Annotated in this window: 14 protein-coding genes; 11 read left to right on the forward strand and 3 right to left on the reverse strand. The window is 70.9% G+C overall.

Annotated elements, in window-relative coordinates; translation table 11 throughout:
- Positions 1-2: 2 nt before the first annotated feature.
- On the reverse strand, positions 3-959 hold the full coding sequence (locus tag OG456_RS05525) for a multicopper oxidase domain-containing protein (protein ID WP_266557766.1): 957 nt from the start codon (positions 957-959) through the stop codon (positions 3-5).
- Between the two features lie 295 nt (positions 960-1,254).
- Between OG456_RS05525 and OG456_RS05530 the strand changes: the two genes are divergently transcribed.
- Both OG456_RS05530 and OG456_RS05535 read left to right on the forward strand, forming a co-directional pair.
- A complete protein-coding gene (locus OG456_RS05530; protein ID WP_266569066.1) occupies positions 1,255-3,687 on the forward strand; it encodes a ThuA domain-containing protein in 2,433 nt (810 codons plus the stop codon).
- A 2-nt stretch (positions 3,688-3,689) separates the two neighbouring features.
- Positions 3,690-5,891, forward strand: a complete 2,202-nt coding sequence (locus OG456_RS05535) for a family 16 glycoside hydrolase (RefSeq protein ID WP_266569068.1) — start codon at positions 3,690-3,692, stop codon at positions 5,889-5,891.
- A 39-nt stretch (positions 5,892-5,930) separates the two neighbouring features.
- On the opposite strand, the gene ligD is transcribed toward OG456_RS05535, so the two are convergent.
- On the reverse strand, positions 5,931-6,956 hold the full coding sequence (gene ligD / locus OG456_RS05540; protein WP_227298320.1) for a non-homologous end-joining DNA ligase: 1,026 nt from the start codon (positions 6,954-6,956) through the stop codon (positions 5,931-5,933).
- Between the two features lie 80 nt (positions 6,957-7,036).
- On the opposite strand from ligD, the gene OG456_RS05545 reads away from it, so the two are divergent.
- The gene (locus tag OG456_RS05545; protein WP_266569070.1) at positions 7,037-8,098 is read left to right on the forward strand and encodes an ATP-dependent DNA ligase; all 1,062 of its coding nucleotides are present in this window, start codon (positions 7,037-7,039) and stop codon (positions 8,096-8,098) included.
- Between the two features lie 171 nt (positions 8,099-8,269).
- Positions 8,270-9,211 (forward strand): DUF3048 domain-containing protein, encoded by a 942-nt coding sequence (locus OG456_RS05550; protein WP_266557770.1) that lies wholly within the window; start codon positions 8,270-8,272, stop codon positions 9,209-9,211.
- A 28-nt stretch (positions 9,212-9,239) separates the two neighbouring features.
- Here OG456_RS05550 and OG456_RS05555 read toward each other — a convergent pair whose 3' ends face one another.
- On the reverse strand, positions 9,240-9,701 hold the full coding sequence (locus OG456_RS05555; RefSeq protein ID WP_100591650.1) for a MarR family winged helix-turn-helix transcriptional regulator: 462 nt from the start codon (positions 9,699-9,701) through the stop codon (positions 9,240-9,242).
- Positions 9,702-9,983: 282 nt separating this feature from the next.
- Between OG456_RS05555 and OG456_RS05560 the strand changes: the two genes are divergently transcribed.
- The 7 genes from OG456_RS05560 to pcaD are packed head-to-tail and all read left to right on the forward strand — an operon-like array spanning position 9,984 to position 16,515.
- Positions 9,984-10,766, forward strand: a complete 783-nt coding sequence (locus OG456_RS05560) for a CoA transferase subunit A (protein WP_266557775.1) — start codon at positions 9,984-9,986, stop codon at positions 10,764-10,766.
- The gene (locus tag OG456_RS05565; protein ID WP_266557777.1) at positions 10,766-11,410 is read left to right on the forward strand and encodes a CoA transferase subunit B; all 645 of its coding nucleotides are present in this window, start codon (positions 10,766-10,768) and stop codon (positions 11,408-11,410) included. Before OG456_RS05560 ends, OG456_RS05565 begins: the two co-directional genes overlap by 1 nt.
- Positions 11,407-12,648, forward strand: coding sequence for a thiolase family protein (locus OG456_RS05570; RefSeq protein WP_266557779.1), 1,242 nt, complete (start codon positions 11,407-11,409; stop codon positions 12,646-12,648). The genes OG456_RS05565 and OG456_RS05570 overlap by 4 nt, the downstream gene beginning before the upstream one ends.
- Positions 12,649-12,666: 18 nt before the next feature.
- Entirely contained in the window at positions 12,667-13,437 is a 771-nt protein-coding gene (pcaH, locus tag OG456_RS05575) for a protocatechuate 3,4-dioxygenase subunit beta (protein WP_266557781.1), read from the forward strand.
- The gene (pcaG, locus tag OG456_RS05580) at positions 13,434-14,012 is read left to right on the forward strand and encodes a protocatechuate 3,4-dioxygenase subunit alpha (RefSeq protein ID WP_266557783.1); all 579 of its coding nucleotides are present in this window, start codon (positions 13,434-13,436) and stop codon (positions 14,010-14,012) included. The genes pcaH and pcaG overlap by 4 nt, the downstream gene beginning before the upstream one ends.
- Positions 14,009-15,355, forward strand: coding sequence for a 3-carboxy-cis,cis-muconate cycloisomerase (pcaB, locus tag OG456_RS05585; RefSeq protein ID WP_266557785.1), 1,347 nt, complete (start codon positions 14,009-14,011; stop codon positions 15,353-15,355). The genes pcaG and pcaB overlap by 4 nt, the downstream gene beginning before the upstream one ends.
- A complete protein-coding gene (gene pcaD / locus OG456_RS05590; protein WP_266557787.1) occupies positions 15,352-16,515 on the forward strand; it encodes a 3-oxoadipate enol-lactonase in 1,164 nt (387 codons plus the stop codon). Before pcaB ends, pcaD begins: the two co-directional genes overlap by 4 nt.
- The last annotated feature ends 2 nt before the right edge of the window (positions 16,516-16,517 follow it).

Raw genomic sequence — 16,517 nt, forward strand, 5'->3', positions numbered from 1 at the left:
ACCTAGTGATGCGGCTCGTACCCCGGGATCGTGCCGTCCTCCTTCTTCACCAGGAAGAGCCCCACCATCCCCATGTCGGAGTGGCTCTGGACGTGGCAGTGGTACATCCAGGCGCCCGCCCCGACGCCCTCGCCCGCGATGATCTGGAAGCCGAACGAGTCCGCGGGGCCGACGATCTTGTTGTCGACGACCCGGCTCGGGTCGTCCGGACCGGTGAGCATGCCCGTACGGTTGTCCGCCCAGCGATGACCGTGCATGTGGAAGGTGTGGTAGTACTCGCCGTGCGTGATCATGACGATCTCGACGCGATCACCCACCGTGGCCTCGAAGTCGGGGCCTTCGTGCGCCGGCTCGTTGTTGATGGTCATGTCGTTGAAGACGATCGTGAACGTGGTGTCCGGGAGGACGTCGCCCTTGCGCCGGACGATCACCGGCCCGTACAGGCCCTTGCGGATGCCGCCGGTGCCGTGTTCCGTGCCGACGACGTGGTCGTGGTAGTGCCAGTACCCCGCACTGCCCGCGCGCCACGTGCCGTCCTTGCGCCGGCCCGGGGCGTGCGTGCGCCAGGTGTAGGTGCGTTTGCCGCCGGGCTCGACGTCGCTCTTGTTGAGCTTGGTGCCGTCGCTGGAGACCTCGTAGTCGAGACCGTGGACGTGCAGGCTGGCCGCCACGTCCATCGTGTTCTCGAACTCGATGTGCAGCGTGTCGCCTTCGTTGAGCTCGATGAGGGGGCCGGGTACGGATGCCTTCCCCTTCTCGAACCCGTAGCCCATCTGCCCGTCCGCGAGCTTCTCGGCGTACATCTTGATGTGCTTGACCTCACCGCCGGCCGGGGCCGTGCGCACCGGGCCGTCCGCGGGGGCGGCATCCGTCGCCGCGATGAGTGACAACGATGTCGCCGTCGTCGCGGCGGCGGCCCCGCCCATCAGCACCCGCCGGTTGAAGCTGCGTCTGTCCATGTCGAACTCCCCACTCTCGTACGGGACTTACGCGGACGTGCCACCAGAGCCTCGCGTGACGGCCAGAGAGACGGTAACCGGGTGATCTTCGTTTATCCACACTCAGGACAAAGTTCGCGCCACTGCGGCCATACCTATTGGCGAGCCGCGAAAAGAGGTCTAGCTTCATCCGCGCCGTACCTGTGACCGACGAGGGGTGGGTGAACTCATGCGGTCCACGCCGCATCAAAAACCCTTGGACGTAAGAGGGTTGGACAGAGACAGACGCAGACGACGGCGCGCCGTTGCCGCGGTCCTGGCGTCCGGGGCGGTCGCCGCCGGGCTCCTGACCGGGCCCGCAGCCAACGCGCGTCCGTTCCCCGAACCATCCGTGACAACGATGTCCCTGCCGTCACCTCCCGGCGGGGCGAACGTGCGCGTCCTGGTGTACTACGGCTCCGCCGCGGGCGGTGACGAGTCACCGGTGGTGAACGCGGGCATCGCGGCCATCGAGAAGATCGGCCAGAGCGGCCCCGCCGCCCAGCGCTTCAAGATCACGGCGACGGACGACGCGTCCGTGTTCACCAACGCCACCAAGCTGGGCCGTTTCAACGCGGTCGTCTTCCTGACCGGCGGCGGCGACGTGCTCGACCCGGACCAGGAGGCGGGGCTCGAGTCGTACATGGAGGCCGGCGGCGGATTCGTCGGCATCCACGACGCGGCCCGCGCCGAGCCGTACTCGGACTGGTTCACCGGCCTGATCGGCGCGCGCCCGGCGGACTACAGCCCGGCGAACGTCCAGCGGGCCACCGTCGAGGTCGGTGACCGTCAGCATCCGGCCACCAAGGACCTTCCCGTGCAGTGGAAGCGGCCCGACCAGTGGCTGAACTGGGTGAAGAACCCGTCCGGCTCGGTGCACACCGTGGCCCGGGTCCGCGAGTCGACGTACCAGCCGGGCGCGAGCGCCAACGGCGCGGACCACCCGGTGTCCTGGTGCCGCGACTACGACGGCGGACGCTCCTTCTACACGGGCATGGGCGGCACGGCCTCCAGCTACGACGAGGTGGACTTCCAGTCGCATCTGCGCGGCGCCCTGCTGTGGACGAGCCGCATCGTGCGCGCCGACTGCAAGGCCGCGATCGACTCCAACTACAAGGCGGAGCGCCTCACCCAGCCCAACCAGGCGGGCCAGAACGACCAGATCGGCGAGCCGCACGGCCTGGTCACCGCGCCCGACGGGCGCGTCCTCTACATCGGCCGCGGCGGCGCCGACTCCTCGCAGCCGGTGATCACCGACTGGAACAACCCCGATGTCGGCAAGGGCAAGGGCGAGATCCACGTCTACGACCCGAAGACCAAGAAGGTCACCCAGGCCGGGGCGCTGACCGTCTTCGGCAACAAGGGCGGGGGCGACGAGCTGACCAAGGTCGAGGAGGGACTGCTCGGCATCGAGCTCGACCCCAAGTTCGAGGAGAACGGCTGGGTGTACCTGCACTACACGCCGCACTCGCAGATCGACCGTGACAAGCAGATGGCCGAGCGCCGCGTCTCGCGCTTCACGCTCGACCTGACCACCAACAAGCTGGACATGGGCAGCGAGAAGGTGGTGCTCAAGTGGCCGGTGCAGATCCACAGCTGCTGCCACGCGGGCGGCGGGATGGCCTGGGACTCCAAGGGCAACCTGTACATCGCGACCGGTGACAACAACTCCTCCGGCTTCAGCGACGGTTACTCGGGCAACAACCCGCAGCCGAACTACAAGGGCGTCTCCTTCGCGGACGCGCGCCGCACCGCCGGCAACACGAACAACCTCAACGGCAAGATCCTGCGCATCCACCCGGAGGCCGACGGCACGTACACGCTGCCGGAGGGGAACCTCTTCACCGGCAAGGAGACGGCCGAGGGCGGCGGTAAGACACGCGGCGAGATCTATGTGATGGGCGTCCGCAACCCGGCGCGCATCTCCGTCGACAAGAAGACCGACACGCTGTACGCGGGCTGGGTCGGCCCGGACGCCGGTGAGCCGTCGACGACCTGGGGTCCGGCCAAGTACGACACGTTCGCCGTCATCACCAAGGCGTCCAACCGCGGCTGGCCCTACTGCATGGGCAACAAGCAGCCCTACCGCGACCGCAATCTGCCGGACCCGACGAAGCCGCTCGGCTGGTACGACTGCGACCACCTGAAGAACGAGTCGCCGAACAACGACGGTCTCGTCAACCTCCCGCCGATGACCGCCAACAACATCTGGTATTCGCCGCAGGGCGGGGCGCCCGACTACCCGCGCGACGCCAACGGCATCCCCTCGTACAAGAAGGAGGAGGCCAAGTACCTCCTGCCGTGGCTGAAGGGCGGCGGTCAGGCCGCGATGGACGGTCCCGTCTACCGCTACGACGCGTCCGTCCCGAACGCCGACAAGTGGCCGAGCTACTGGGACGGCAAGTGGTTCGTCGGTGACTTCTACGACGCCACGCAGCCGCGGCACGCGGTGATCACCGACCCGAAGACGGCCGGCGACGGCGGCATCCCGGTGCACGCCGAGAACCTCAAGAAGATCGTGCCGGTCGGCAACGACGGCATCAAGAACCTCATGGACTGGAAGTTCGGCCCCGATGGCGCGCTCTACGTCCTCGACTACGGCCGCGGCTTCTTCACCTCGGACGCCAAGTCGGCCCTGTGGAAGGTGACTTACTTGGGCGGCGAGGCGACCCCTGCGGCCGGTGACCTGGCCAGGAAGGCGCAGCGATGAGGATGCGCAGCATGAACCGGCGAAGACTGTGGACGGCGCTGTTCGCCACCCTGCTGATGACGCTCGGACTCGGCTCCCCCGTCGCGTTCGGGCAGGACGCCCCGGTCGCCGCCGCTCAGCAGGTCCTGAACTGGACCGGCAGCGACGACATCACCAAGTACGCCTCGGCGCCGACGACGGCGGTCGCGGGCGCGACGACGATCGTCTTCGAGAACAGCGCGGCGACCGGCAACACCATGGGCATGCCGCACACGCTGACGTTCGACACGTCGGACCCCGAGTACAACAACGACGTGTCGGTGAACATCCTGGCCAACCCGAACGACAGTGAGGGCGGCAAGCACTCGGTCGAGGTCACCCTGACCCCGGGCCGCTACCGCTATCACTGCTCGATCCCCGGCCACGAGGCCATGCAGGGCATCCTCATCGTGACCGAGGGCGGCGGCGAGGACACGGCCGCGCCGGAGACCTCGGCGACGGTCGAGGGGCAGAAGAACGCCCAAGGGGAGTACGTCGGTTCGGCGACGGTCGGCGTGACGGCGACGGACGCGGGCTCCGGTGTCGACAAGGTCGAGTACGCGGTGGGCGCCGACGGCGCCTGGCAGCCGTACACGACCGCGGTGGTCGTCGACCAGGTCGGGGCGCACAAGATCCGCTACCGGGCGTCCGACAAGGCGGGGAACGTGGCGGCGGAGAAGTCGGTCGACTTCACCGTGGTCGCGCCGCCGACGGACGACAAGGCTCCGCCGGAGACCTCGGCGACGGTCAGCGGCGAGAAGAACGACAAGGGCGAGTACCTCTCGATGGCGACGGTCACGGTGACGGCCTCCGACACCGGATCCGGCGTCAACTCCATCGAGTACGCGGTGGGTTCGGACGGCGCCTGGCAGCCGTACACCTCACCGGTGATGGTGCACGAGGTGGGCGCCCACACCGTGCGCTACCGGGCCGCGGACAAGGCGGGGAACGTGGCCGCCGAGAAGTCCGTCGACTTCACCGTGGTCGCGCCGCCCGTGCAGGACAAGACGCCGCCTGAGGTGTCGGCGAAGGTCGACGGCGACAAGAACTCCGACGGCGCGTACCTCAAGAGCGCCAAGGTGACGGTCTCCGCCACGGACGCCGACTCGGGTGTCGACAAGATCGAGTACTCGCTCGACGCGGGACCCTACCTCGCCTACACGGCGCCGGTCGTGGTGGACCGGGCGGGCGCGCACACGGTCGCGTACCGGGCGAGCGACAAGGCCGGCAACACGTCGGCGGCGAAGTCGGAGGCCTTCACGGTCACGACCGGCGGCGGGGTCCCGGCGCCCAACTGCGCCGAGTTCGACGAGCGGTTGACGGTGATCGTCGGCACGGTGGACACGGGCATCCCGAACCGGGTCACCAACAACCGATGCCGGATCAATGAGTTGATCGAGGACGAGCGCGAGTGGACCTCGCAGGCCCTCTTCCTCAAGCACGTCAAGACCGTCACCGACAAGCTCCTCAAGGAAGGTGTGATCGACCAGCGCGAGTACAACAAGATCAACCGCGCCGCCAAGCAATCGGGGATCGGCAAGCCCGGCCAGACCGAGGGCTACCGCAAGATCTTCGACGGCACACAGGGCTCGCTCGACAAGTGGGAGCAGGTCGGCGGCGGCAGGTTCGGCCTGAACGCGGACGGCTCGATCACGTCGAGCACCACGGTCGAGGGCATGGGCATGCTGTGGTTCCCGCAGCGCAAGTACGGCGACTTCTCGCTGAAGCTCCAGTGGCGGGACGACGCGCCGGGCACGGGCAACGCCAACGGCGGTGTCTTCGTGCGCTTCCCGTGGGTCCACGACCACCCGGAGGAGTCGCGGCCGGAGTGGGTCGCCATCAAGTACGGGCACGAGGTGCAGGTGCTCGACAAGCCCGACGGCGACATGTACAAGACGGGTTCGATCTACGGCTTCGACCGGGTGGGCCTCGCGGGCGCGGGCGTCACGCAGAAGGGCACGTGGAACGACTACGAGATCCGTGTGGTCGGCCAGCACTTCTCGATCCTGCGCAACGGCGTCCTGATCAACGAGTTCGACAACACGGGCGGGCAGGTCTTCGAGCCGCCGCGCGGGGACGACCCGGGCACGGACGGCCGGCGGTTCTCCTCCGGCTATGTCGGGCTCCAGGTCCACAGCACGACGGACGTCATCTCGTACCGGGACATCCGCGTCAAGGAGCTGTGACAGGCAGTATCGGTTAGTGAGTTGAACAGGTGAGCCGGGTCAGTCCTCGTGTCTGGCCCGGCTCGGCTGTACCCGCTTGGGCTCGCCCGGCATCTTCGGGTACTCGGGCGGGTAGGGCATGTCGCCGAGGCCTCGGTCCCGTTCGTCCTGGTCGGCGAGTTCGAGGAGCGCGTCGAGCCGGAAGGCGTGCTCGTCCATGTCCTCGTGGACGTCGCCGAGTTCGGCGTAGCGGGCCGGCATGGAGCCGATGTCGAAGTCGGCCGGGCGCGCGTCGTCGACCTCGTCCCAGCGCAGCGGCGCGGAGACGGGGGCGTTCGGCCGTGGCCGTACCGAGTAGGCGGAGGCGATGGTGCGGTCGCGCGCGGTCTGGTTGAAGTCGACGAAGATGCGCTCGCCACGCTCCTCCTTCCACCAGGCCGTGGTGACCCGGTCCGGCATACGCCGCTCCAGCTCGCGGCCGCAGGCGATGGCCGCGCGGCGCACCTCGACGAACGTCCAGTGCGGGGCGATCGGCACGAAGACGTGCATGCCGCGGCCGCCGGACGTCTTGGGCCAGCCGCGCAGGCCGCCGAAGTCATGCAGGACGGAGCGCAGCTCGTGGGCGGCGCGGACGGCGTCGGTGTAGTCGGTGCCGGGCTGCGGGTCGAGGTCGATGCGCAGCTCGTCGGGGTGGTCGGGGTGCGCGCGGCGGACGGGCCAGGGGTGGAAGGTGAGGGTGCCGTACTGGGCCGCCCAGATGACGGCGGCGATCTCGGTGGGGCACATCTCGTCCGCGTGGCGCCCGCTGGGGAAGGTGATGGTGCCGGTGGGGATCCAGTCGGGCAGGTTCTTGGCGGCGCGCTTCTGGTAGAAGGACTCGCCGTCCAGGCCCTCGGGGTAGCGCTGGAGAGTGGTGGGGCGGTCGCGCAGGGCGCGCACGATGCCGTCGCCGACGGAGAGGAAGTAGCGGGCGAGGTCGAGCTTGGTGTAGCCGGGCTCCGGGAACATGACCCGGTCCGGGCTGGACAGGCGTACCGTCCGCTCCCCAGCCTCCAGCTCCACCGCCGCGCCGTTCGACTTGCCCATGCGGGTCACGCTAGGCGCATCGGCCGACTTGCGCATACCGGGCGGGCGGGGGCGTATCGCGTCAGAATCGGCTCATGGTCATGGATCTGCCGGTGATGCCGCCCGTGAAGCCGATGCTCGCCAAGTCCGTCGGGAAGATCCCGCCGGGGATGCAGTACGAGGCGAAGTGGGACGGCTTCCGCGCGATCGTGTTCCGGGACGGCGCCGGCCTGGAGATCGGCAGCCGCACGGGCAAGCCCCTGACCCGCTACTTCCCCGAGCTGGTCACCGCGCTCCTCGACCGGGTGCCCGAGCGCTGCGTCCTCGACGGCGAGATCGTGATCGCCCGGGACGGCCGGCTCGACTTCGACGCGCTCACCGAACGCATCCACCCGGCCGCGTCCCGGGTCAAGACGCTGGCGGAGCGGACCCCGGCGTCCTTCGTGGCGTTCGACGTCCTCGCGCTCGGCGACGAGTCGCTGATGGACACGCCCCTGGTGGACCGCCGGGCCCGCCTGGCCGAGGCGCTGTCGGGCGCGACACCACCCGTCCACCTGGCCCCGTCGACGACCGACGCCGAGCTGGCGCAGACGTGGTTCGAGCAGTATGAGGGCGCCGGCCTCGACGGGGTGATCGCCAAGCCCTTCGACCTGCGCTACCGCGAGAACGAACGACTGATGTACAAGATCAAGCACGAGCGGACCGCCGACTGCGTCGTGGCCGGCTACCGCTTCCACAAGAGCGGCCCGGTGGTCGGCTCCCTGCTGCTCGGCCTGTACGACGACGAGGGCGTGCTCCAGCACGTGGGCGTGTGCGCGGCGTTCACGATGAAACGGCGTACGGAGCTGATCGCGGAGCTGGAGCCGCTGCGGCTCGAGTCGGCGCAGGACCATCCGTGGGCCTCGTGGACCGAGGAGTCGGCGCACGAGAAGGCCCGGCTGCCCGGGGCGACGAGCCGCTGGACCGGCAAGAAGGACCTCTCGTGGGTACCGCTCGAACCGCGGCTCGTCGCCGAGGTGGCGTACGAGCACATGGAGAACGGCGCGCGCTTCCGCCACACGGCCCGCTTCCGGCGCTGGCGCCCGGACCGGACGCCCGAGAGCTGCACGTACGCACAGCTGGACGAGCCGGTCCGGTACGACCTGGCGGATGTGCTGCGCTGAGGTCTGTGCTGGACGGCTGTGTCTGAGGGCAGTTTTGGGGGCACTCGGGTGCCCTGATCACGGACTACCTCACCGCCCAGCACTGAGCACTGTTTCGAACATGTTCGACCTGACCTGATCGATCCGCCCCTGGGCGGGTATCACCCACACGTGCGAATACGACGGATGCGGGTGACGCGTGTACGGCGGGCCGCGATCGTCGCGGCGGTCCTGGCCGCCACGGCCGCCGGATGCACCGTGGGCGACGGGCACCCGCCGGACGGCCACTCCGCCCACCCCACCGTCGAGGAAGCCCGTGGCCCCGTCCTCGCGGTGAAGATCGACAACGTGGGTCCGGCGCGCCCGCAGACCGGCATCGGCCGGGCGGACATCATCTACGCCGAGCAGGTGGAGAGCGGCCTGAGCCGGCTGATGGCCGTGTACGCGACCCGGCTGCCGCCCGTGGTCGGCCCCGTGCGGAGTGCCCGTGAGACCGATCTCGAACTGCTGCGGCAGTTCGACCGCCCCGCACTCGCCTTTTCCGGCGCCCAGTCGAAGCTCCTGCCGCTGATCGCCGAGGCCCCGCTCACCGCGCTCCCGCCCGGCAAGGCGCCGGCCGCGGCGTACTTCCGCGGCAGCGACAGGCCGGCGCCGCACAACCTCTACCTCCGCCCCGCCAAGCTGGGAGTGACGCCGAAGGCGGGCGCGCTGGCTGCGGCCGGGGTCACGTTCGGGGCGCCCCCGGCGGGCGGGCAGGCGAAGAACGCCCTCACGGTGCGCTTCCCCGCGGCCCGTTTCACTTTCAACTGGTCGGCACAGAGCGGCAGTTGGCAGGTGTCGATGGACGGCACCCGGGCGCGCACCACGGACGGCGGGGCGCTGAACGCTTCGACCGTCGTGGTCCAGTACGTGGATGTCCGCGGTTCGCGGTTCCACGACCGGTCGGGGAGCACGTCGCCGTTCTCCGACACCGTGGGTGCGGGCAAGGCGACGGTGCTGCGGGACGGGCGGTCCTACGACGTGCGGTGGGAGCGGCGTTCGGCGGCCGACGGCACACGGTTCACGACGGCGGCCGACGGCAAGCGCATGACGTTCGCGCCCGGACAGGTGTGGGTCCTCTTCGCCGAGCGGTGAGAGACCCGGCTCGCCCGGGACGCCGTCGTCAGGCCTTCGCGAGCGGCTCCGTCGGGTTGCGGAGTCCCTCAGCGGCGTCCGAGACGCGCTGGATCAGGTCGAAGAAGACGGCCTGCTCGTCGGCCGACAGCGGGGCGAGGAAGATCTGGTTCATCCGGGCCGTGCGCACGGTCAGCTTGCGGTGGACGCGCGTCCCGTCGTCGGTGAGACGCAGCAGGGAGCGGCGGCCGTCCTGCGGGTCGCGCACCTTGTCGATCAGTCCGCGGCGGCTGAGGCGGCTGATGACCTCGGCGATGGTCGAGCGGTCGAGGCCGACGCGCTCGCCCACGGTGCGCTGGTCGAGGCCGGGCTCGGCGACGAGCGCGTTCAGGACGGCGAACTGCGGTGAGGTGATCTCCTCGGAGACCATCGTGTTCCACAGCAGGTAGTGCGCCTGCTGGAGGCGCCGGGCCAGGTGCCCCGGGTGGGTGGTCAGATCCACCGCGGCCATCGCGGTCCTCCGGTCTGAGTCGGCAGGGCTTCCCGGTCGCGCCGCCCCCGCGTCGTGCAGGGGCGTCTGATCCATGGCCCGCTTTTCGAGTGTGTACTGACCAATACTCGACCATGGGGTGGCCCGTGTCGAGTCGACTCCCCCACATCAACCGTCATTACCCTGGACTATTGACGGTCCGGGCATGCGGTGGCACCGTAAGCGCCAGTCACATAAATACTCAGTGCGCTGAGCAATTGGGTGGCGAGTGATCGGTTGACGTACGTGGAGAGGCTGGCTCGGATGGACAAGGTGGTGGCGACTGCCGCGGAAGCGGTCGCCGATGTGGGGGACGGGGCATCCCTCGCGGTCGGCGGGTTCGGTCTTGTCGGCGTCCCGAACGTGCTCATCGGCGCGCTCCACGAGCGCGGCACCACGGGCCTGAGCGTGGTCTCCAACAACTGCGGGGCGATGGACTCGGGCCTGGCCGTACTGCTCGCGGCCGGACGGATCGCCCGGGTCACCGGGTCGTACATCGGCGCCAACAAGGAGTTCGCCCGCCAGTACCTGTCCGGCGAGGTCGAGGTCGAGATGATTCCGCAGGGCACCCTCGCCGAGCGCCTGCGGGCCGGCGGCGCAGGCATCCCCGCCTTCTACACGCCCGCCGGCGTCGGCACCCAGGTCGCCGAGGGCGGGCTCCCCTGGCGCTACGACGGTCAGGGCGGCGTGGCGCTGGCGTCCCCGCCCAAGGAGGTCCGCACCTTCGACGGCACGGACTACGTCCTCGAACACGGCATCCGTACCGACTACGCCCTCGTGCGCGCCGCCAAGGGCGACCGCCACGGGAACCTCGTGTTCAACAAGTCCACCCGCAACTTCAACCCCCTCGCCGCGACGGCGGGACGCATCACCATCGCCGAGGTGGAGGAACTCGTCGAACCCGGCGACATCGACCCCGACGCCGTGCACCTGCCCGGCATCTTCGTCCAGCGCGTCGTCGCGCTGACGCCCGAGCAGGCGACCGACAAGCAGATCGAACGGCGCACCGTCTCCGCGCCTGTGGCACGAGGAACGGTGAGCAACTGATGGCCTGGACCCGCGAAGAGATGGCCGCGCGCGCCGCCCGCGAGCTGCGCGACGGCCAGTACGTCAATCTCGGCATCGGCCTGCCGACCCTCATCCCGAACCACCTGCCGCCCGGCGTCGAGGTGATCCTGGAATCCGAGAACGGCATCCTGGGTGTCGGCCCCTACCCGGCCGACGACGAGGTCGACGCCGACCTCATCAACGCCGGCAAGGAGACCGTCACCGTCCTGCCCGGCGCCTCCTACTTCGACTCGGCGCTCTCCTTCGGCATGATCCGCGGCGGCCACATCGACGTCGCCGTGCTGGGCGCGATGCAGGTCTCCGCCCGCGGCGACCTCGCCAACTGGGCCGTCCCCGGCAAGATGATCACCGGCATCGGCGGGGCCATGGACCTCGTCCACGGCGCGCGGACGGTCATCGTGGCCATGACCCACACCGCCAAGGACGGCACACCCAAGATCGTCGAGGACTGCACGCTGCCCCTGACCGGCAAGGCCTGCGTCAACCGCGTCATCACCGACCTCTGCGTCCTCGACGTCACCGCCGACGGGCTCGAACTCGTCGAGCTGGCCCCCGGCGTCACCGCCGCCGACGTCACCGCGAGGACCGCGGCCAAGGTCCGCATCCCGGAGGAAGCCCGATGAAGGACGTCTACGTCGTCGATGCCGTCCGCACCCCGTTCGGCAGGTACAACGGCTCCCTCGCCCCGGTACGCCCGGACGACCTCGGCGCGCATGTCATCCGTGAACTGCTCGCGCGGACACCGCAGTTGGACCCGGCACTGATCGGCGACGTGTACTTCGGCAACGCGAACGGCGCGGGCGAGGAGAACCGCAACGTCGGCCGCATGGCGGGGCTCCTCGCCGGGCTGCCCACCTCCGTGCCCGGTGTCACCGTGAACCGGCTGTGCGCCTCCGGCCTCGAAGCCGTCATCCAGGCCGCGCGGGCCATCGCGCTCGGCGACGTCTCCATCGCCCTGGCCGGCGGTGTCGAGTCGATGACCCGCGCCCCCTACGTGCTGCCCAAGAGCGACCGGCCGTTCCCCGCGGGCAACGCGGAGCTGTACTCGACGACCCTGGGCTGGCGCATGGTCAACCCGCGGATGGAACCGCAGTGGACCGTGCCGCTCGGCGAGTCGGCCGAGCTGATCGCCGACAAGCACGCGATCACCCGTGAGCAGCAGGACGCGTACGCGCTCGCCTCCCACGTGAAGGCGTCCGCCGCGCAGAAGAACGGACTGTTCGACGCCGAGATCGTGCCGGTGGCCGTCCCGCAGCGCAAGGGCGACCCGCTCGTCGTCGCACGCGACGAGTGTGTGCGCGAGAGCGCGTCGCTGGAGACCATGGCCAAGCTCAAGCCGTCGTTCCGCACCGCGAGCGAAGCGAGATGGGGGTCCCTCCGGCCAGAGGCTGGGGGAGGGACGGTGACGGCGGGCAACGCGTCCCCGCTCAACGACGGCGCCGCCGCGCTGCTGCTCGTCGACGAGGAGGGACTGAAGGCCACCGGCCGCGAGCCGCTCGCCCGGGTGACGGCCTCCGGGGTCGCCGCGATCGACCCGCACTACTTCGGGCTCGGCCCCGTCGAGGCGGTCGACCGCGCGCTCGCCAGGGCCGGCAAGGGCTTCGGCGACCTGACCACGCTCGAACTGAACGAGGCGTTCGCCGCTCAGGTCCTCGGCTGTGTCGCCGAGTGGCCCGAGTTCGACCCCGCGATCCTCAATCCGCGCGGCGGCGCCATCGCGATCGGCCACCCGCTCGGCGCTTCCGGCGCCCGGCTCGCCGGATCCGTCGCACACCAGCTCAAGGCCGCCGGTTCCGGGACCGGCGTCGCCACCCTCTGCATCGGCGTCGGACAGGGCCTCGCGCTCGTCCTCGAACGCTGAAGGACTCAGGAACCCACCATGGCACTCACCCAGTCGGACATCGACGTCGAGGTCGCGGACCTCCAGAGCGCGTACGACAAGGCGCTCGCGGGCGGCGCGCCCGTCCAGCACCACCCGGCGCGTGACTACGCGCCGTACCGCAGCTCGCTGCTGCGCCACCCGCAGCAGCCGCTCGTCGCCGTGAACGGCGGCGACCCGGAGACCGTCGAGCTGTCCGGGCCCGTCTTCGGCGCCACGGACATCACCGACATCGACCAGGACCTGACGCGTCAGCACGCGGGCGAGCCGCTCGGCGAGCGCATCACCGTCTCCGGACGGCTGCTCGACAGCGACGGCCGCCCGGTGCGCGGCCAGCTCGTGGAGATCTGGCAGGCCAACGCGTCCGGCCGGTACGCGCATCTGCGCGACCAGCACCCGGCACCGCTCGACCCCAACTTCACCGGCGTGGGGCGGACCCTGACGGATGATCAGGGGCGGTACTCCTTCACCACCGTCAAGCCGGGCGCGTACCCGTGGCGCAACCACACCAACGCGTGGCGCCCCGCGCACATCCACTTCTCCCTGTTCGGCGACGCGTTCACCCAGCGGCTCGTGACGCAGATGTACTTCCCGAACGACCCGCTGTTCCGCTACGACCCGATCCTGCGCTCGGTGACGGACGAGTCAGCCCGCAACCGTCTGGTCGCGGCGTACAACCACGACCTGTCGCAGCCCGAGTTCTCTCTCGGCTACGAGTGGGACATCGTCCTCGACGGTCCCTCCGCCACCTGGATCGAGGAAGGCCGATGACCTCCGTGCCCGAGAAGCTGCTCCCCACGCCGTCGCACACCGTCGGCCCGTTCTACGGCTACGCCCTGCCCTTCCCCGAGGGCGAGCAGGTCGCGCCGAAGGGGCATCCCGACACGATCGCCCTGCACGGCTACGTGTTCGACGGTCAGGGCGACCCGGTGCCGGACGCCATCCTCGAGTTCTGGCAGGCAGGACCCGACGGCTCGCTCGCCGGGGCGCCGGGCTCGCTGCGCCGCGACACCACGACCGGCGGATACCTCGGCCGCAACGGTACGGACTTCACCGGGTTCGGCCGGGTCGCCACGGACGCCGACGGGCACTACGCGCTCTTCACACTGCCGCCGGGCAACGCGGGACTGCCGTACATCAGCGTGTGCGTGTTCGCGCGCGGACTGCTGCACCACCTGTTCACCCGCGCCTACCTCGCCGACGGCGCGGACCCGCTGCTCGCCGCCCTGCCGGCAGAGCGGCGCGCGACGCTGCTCGCGCAGCCGCAGGAAGACGCGCACCGCACGTACCGTTTCGACATCCGCCTTCAAGGCGAAGGCGAAACGGTCTTCCTGGAGTTCCAGTGACACACGTCGATCCTGACGCCGATCCCGACGCCGGGCTGCTCTCCCCCGGCCGGGCGGGCTCCCCCGCCGAGTCGGCCACCTCGGACTCGGCGGTCCTGCGCGGCCTGCTCGACGCGGAAGCCGGGCTCACCCGGGCGCAGGCCGCCCTGGGCCTGGCGCCCGCGGCCGCGGCGGACGCGGTGACGCGGGCCGCCGCGGACGAGGGGCGCTTCGACGCCCGTGACCTCGCGCTGCGCGCCCGCTCCGGGGGGAACCCGGTGATCCCGCTGGTCGCCGACCTGACGGCCGCGGTGGCCGGGGAGCACGCCCCGTACGTCCACCGGGGCGCCACCAGCCAGGACATCCTGGACACGGCGCTCATGCTGGTCGCGGCCCGGACGCTGGACGGGCTGCTCGGCGACCTGGCGCGCACGGAGAGTGCGCTCGGGCGGCTCGCCGCCGCGCACCGGGACACCGTCATGCCGGGCCGTACGCTCACGCAGCACGCCGTGCCGACGACGTTCGGCCTGAAGGCGGCGGGCTGGCGCTCCCTCGTCCTCGACGCACGCGACCGGCTGCGCGCCGTACGGGCCTCACTTCCTGTCCAACTGGGCGGCGCGGCGGGCACGTTGGCGGCCTTCGGCGTGTTCGGTGCCACGCACGCCGGTGAGCTGACCGAGGCGTACGGGGCCGAACTCGGCCTGGTCGCACCCGTGTTGCCCTGGCACACCCTGCGCACCCCGGTCGCCGACCTCGCGGGCGCGCTCGCGTTCACGGCCGGCGCACTCGGCAAGCCGGCGGCGGACGTGCTCACCCTGTCCCGTACCGAGATCGGCGAGCTGGGCGAGGGTGCTGGCGGCGGCTCCTCCGCGATGCCGCACAAGGCGAACCCCGTCAGGGCCACGCTCGTCGCGGCGGCCGCCCGCCGCGCCCCCGCGCTCGCCGCGACGCTGTACGCCTCGATGGCGGCCGAGGACGAGCGCCCGGCCGGCGCCTGGCACGCGGAGTGGGAGCCGTTGCGCGACCTCCTGCGGCTCGTGGGCGGCGCGGCACGCGACGCGGCCGAGCTCGCCGAAGGGCTTCAGGTCCACGCGGACGTGATGCGTGAACACCTTTTCGCCACCCGTGGGTTGATCGTCTCGGAGCGCCTGGCCGCCGAGCTCGCGCCCCTCCTCGGGCGTGCCCGCGCGAAGGCCCTGCTCACCGAGGCGGCGCGGCGCACCCGCGCCGAGGGCAGGACGCTGGCCGGGATCCTGGCCGACGAGCCCGACCTCAAGGGCGTCGACCTGGCCGACCTCACCGACCCCATCCGTTACACCGGCTCCGCCGGAGCCCTCACCGACCGCGCTCTGGAGCGACGTTGAGCACTGCATCCCCCGACCACGTCACGCACGGCGAGCTGCTGCATCACCGCGCCGAAGGTCCCGCCACCGCGCCCCCGCTCCTCCTGGGCCCCTCGCTCGGCACCTCGACCGCGTTGTGGGACGCCGTCGCCCCCGAACTGTCCGTCACCCACCGGGTGGTGCGCTGGGACCTGCCGGGGCACGGCAAGTCCCCGGCCGCGCTGATCGGCCCCGGCGCGACCGTCGCCGAGCTGGCCGGTCTCGTCCTGGACCTCGCCGACTCCCTCGGCATCGAGCGCTTCGCGTACGCGGGGGTGTCGCTCGGCGGCGCGGTGGGCCTGTACCTCGCGGTCCACCACCCGGACCGGGTCACGAGCCTCGCGGTGATCTGCTCGTCGGCGCACTTCGGCGGCTCGAAGCCCTGGGAGGAGCGGGCCGCGCTGGTACGCCGCGAGGGGCTCGGCCCGGTCGCCGAGACCGCCGACCGGCGCTGGTTCACCCCCGGGTTCACCGTGCCGGCCCTCGTCGAGGACCACCGCACCGCCGACTCCGAGGCGTACGCGGCCTGTTGCGACGCGCTCGCCGCGTTCGACATCCGCGAGGACCTCTCCTTGATCACGGCTCCCACGCTGCTGATCGCGGGCCGCGAGGACCCGGCGACGCCGCCCGCGCATCTGCGGGAGATCGCCGACGCGGTGCCCGGCTCGTCGCTCCTCGAGATCGCGGGCGCCTCGCACCTGGCCCCCGCCCAGTGCCCCGAACCCGTGATCACGGCGCTGCGCGCCCAGCTCGGCGGGGGCGCCAAACGCGGGATGGAGGTGCGCAGGCAGGTGCTCGGCGACGCACACGTCGACCGCGCCCAGGCCCGGCAGAGCCCCTTCACGGCCCGCTTCCAGGACTTCATCTCGCGCTACGCGTGGGGCGAGATCTGGACCGACCCGACGCTGGCGCGCCGCGAACGCTCCATGATCACGATGACCGCGCTGGTGGCCCACGGCCACTACGACGAGCTGGCGATGCACGTGCGCGCCGCGCTGCGCAACGGCCTGACACCCGACGAGATCGGCGCCGTACTGCTGCAGACCGCGGTGTACTGCGGTGTCCCCGCGGCCAATTCGGCGTTCGCGGTGGCTCAGCGGGTCCTCGCCGAGGAGACCGGAGAGGACCCGGCCGCGGGCTGAAC

Origin of the sequence: Streptomyces sp. NBC_01446 (genome assembly GCF_026340095.1) — a bacterium.
Taxonomy (GTDB): Bacteria; Actinomycetota; Actinomycetes; order Streptomycetales; family Streptomycetaceae; genus Streptomyces; species Streptomyces aureus.

What these genes read in the sequence shown, in the direction of transcription:
- OG456_RS05525 (WP_266557766.1), bottom strand. Translation starts at nt 959, where the DNA reads ATGGACAGACGCAGCTTCAACCGGCGGGTGCTGATGGGCGGGGCCGCC.
- OG456_RS05535 (WP_266569068.1), top strand. Translation starts at nt 3,690, where the DNA reads ATGCGCAGCATGAACCGGCGAAGACTGTGGACGGCGCTGTTCGCCACC.
- ligD (WP_227298320.1), bottom strand. Translation starts at nt 6,956, where the DNA reads ATGGGCAAGTCGAACGGCGCGGCGGTGGAGCTGGAGGCTGGGGAGCGG.
- OG456_RS05545 (WP_266569070.1), top strand. Translation starts at nt 7,037, where the DNA reads ATGGATCTGCCGGTGATGCCGCCCGTGAAGCCGATGCTCGCCAAGTCC.
- OG456_RS05555 (WP_100591650.1), bottom strand. Translation starts at nt 9,701, where the DNA reads ATGGCCGCGGTGGATCTGACCACCCACCCGGGGCACCTGGCCCGGCGC.
- OG456_RS05560 (WP_266557775.1), top strand. Translation starts at nt 9,984, where the DNA reads ATGGACAAGGTGGTGGCGACTGCCGCGGAAGCGGTCGCCGATGTGGGG.
- OG456_RS05565 (WP_266557777.1), top strand. Translation starts at nt 10,766, where the DNA reads ATGGCCTGGACCCGCGAAGAGATGGCCGCGCGCGCCGCCCGCGAGCTG.
- OG456_RS05570 (WP_266557779.1), top strand. Translation starts at nt 11,407, where the DNA reads ATGAAGGACGTCTACGTCGTCGATGCCGTCCGCACCCCGTTCGGCAGG.
- pcaH (WP_266557781.1), top strand. Translation starts at nt 12,667, where the DNA reads ATGGCACTCACCCAGTCGGACATCGACGTCGAGGTCGCGGACCTCCAG.
- pcaG (WP_266557783.1), top strand. Translation starts at nt 13,434, where the DNA reads ATGACCTCCGTGCCCGAGAAGCTGCTCCCCACGCCGTCGCACACCGTC.